At 74.1% G+C, this 1,572-nt stretch carries 1 protein-coding gene and 2 pseudogenes; all 3 read right to left on the bottom strand.

The features are described 5' to 3' along the window. Positions 1 to 191, bottom strand: a pseudogene (locus OS124_RS25515) (FMN-binding protein); the annotation flags it as partial. Next, complete coding sequence (locus OS124_RS0121105; protein ID WP_010141979.1) at positions 184 to 975, bottom strand: RnfABCDGE type electron transport complex subunit D; 792 nt, start codon at positions 973 to 975, stop codon at positions 184 to 186. The pseudogene OS124_RS25515 and the gene OS124_RS0121105, both read right to left, overlap by 8 nt. Next, a pseudogene (locus OS124_RS25520) lies at positions 972 to 1,572 on the bottom strand (Na(+)-translocating NADH-quinone reductase subunit A); the annotation flags it as partial. The pseudogene OS124_RS25520 and the gene OS124_RS0121105, both read right to left, overlap by 4 nt.

Raw genomic sequence — 1,572 nt, forward strand, 5'->3', positions numbered from 1 at the left:
GCCTCGATCCGCGCCTGCTGCTCGGCGGCGCGGTTGGCGGTCTGGATCGGGCGCAGCACCACCGTCGCACCGCTGACCAGCAGCGCGCAGGCGGCCGAGACCAGGAAGGCCACGGCCAGGGTCTTGGTGCGGCTCTCGTTGGGCAGGGCCAGCAGGCGGCGCCAGGCGGCGAAGGGGTTCAGATCAGCCAAGGTGTTTCCTCCGTCTTGCGCGCCAGAGCGTGATCGCCGCATCGTCCAGCAGAGGCGCCGCCAGCGAGGTGAAGAGCGCTGCCGAGACCGCGATCTGCGCCGGGGCGGCGCCCTGCCATTTCGTCGCGAAAAGCACGACCAGCGCGCCGTAGAGCACCCCGTTCAGCCAGCGGCCCGGGCGCGTCGCGGCGCTGGCGACCGGATCGCAGACCAGCAGCACCAGCACGACGCCCGCCATCGGCAGCACCGGGGCGAGGCCCGCAGGCCAGGCGCCCTGCCCCGCCGCGAGTGTCGCCGCGGCGGCCAGCCCCGCCCCCGCAAGGATCCGCCCCGGTAGCACGCCGAGCGCCACTCCCAGCACCGCGCCGGGGATCGCCGCCCAGGCCACCGGCAGCACCAGCTCGGGCCAGGGGGCGGCGGGGAAGCCGAAACCGAGGAAGGCCAGCGTTACCGTGGCCGGGTTGACCACGTTGCGGCCCCAGCCTCCGAAGACCAGTTCCGCCGCGACCGAGCCGAAGGTGATGCCAAGTACCAGCCGCGCGAGGCCAAGCTCCTCTGGCGCCAGCATCGCCACCGCCAGCGCGGTCAGCGCCCCGGCGAGGCTGGGCGGCTGTGCCCGCGCCAGCATGAAGACCAGGTGCCAGATGCCCGAGACCACAAGCGCCAGCGCCAGCCGGGCGACGGCTTCGATTCCGCCGTACCAGAGCCAGGCCAGCGCCAGCGGCATCAGGCAGATCAGCAGCAGCGCCGCCACGGTCTCGCGGTCCCAGAGGCCCCGGATCACACCCCCTCCTCCGCCGCGATGCGGTCCAGCGCGGCGCGCAGCAGCCCCGAGAGGCGCGGCGTGGCGCCGGTGACGTAATCGGCCAGGGCCAGGTCCTCTTCCAGCAGCGAGAGGCCCCCGAGGCGGGTGAAGGTCTCGTCATCGCCAGAGGAGAGCGCGCGCACCAGCGCCATGGCCGGCAGCAGCGATCCGAGGGCCTGGTCCAGCGCCGCCGTCGGGATGATCGGCAGGGGCCGCGCGGCGCGGCTCAGCGCCCGGGTGAACCAGTGATCGCGGGACCGGGTGCGATGCGCATCCTGCACCGTCACCTGCCGGTCGCGCAGGCCCAGCCATGTCGCCTCGGCCCCGTCCAGCGCCGAGCCGGAAAGCACCTGATGCCAGCCCGGCACCGTGGCGCCCTGGCAGAGGCCGCGCAGGTTGGCGCCCGGCTGGCAGCGCAGCAGGCGGCTTTCGCCAAGCGCATCGCCGCTGACCGAGACCGTGCGCAGACCCGGCAAGTGCCCCGTGGCCAGCAGGTCGCCAAGGTCGGCAACGTCCTCGGCGTGGATCTCCCAGACCGGGCCGCGGGCGTGGCGGGGTGATGGATCGAGGACATGC

The organism is Oceanicola sp. S124 (genome assembly GCF_000220565.1).
Taxonomy (GTDB): domain Bacteria; phylum Pseudomonadota; class Alphaproteobacteria; order Rhodobacterales; family Rhodobacteraceae; genus Pseudooceanicola.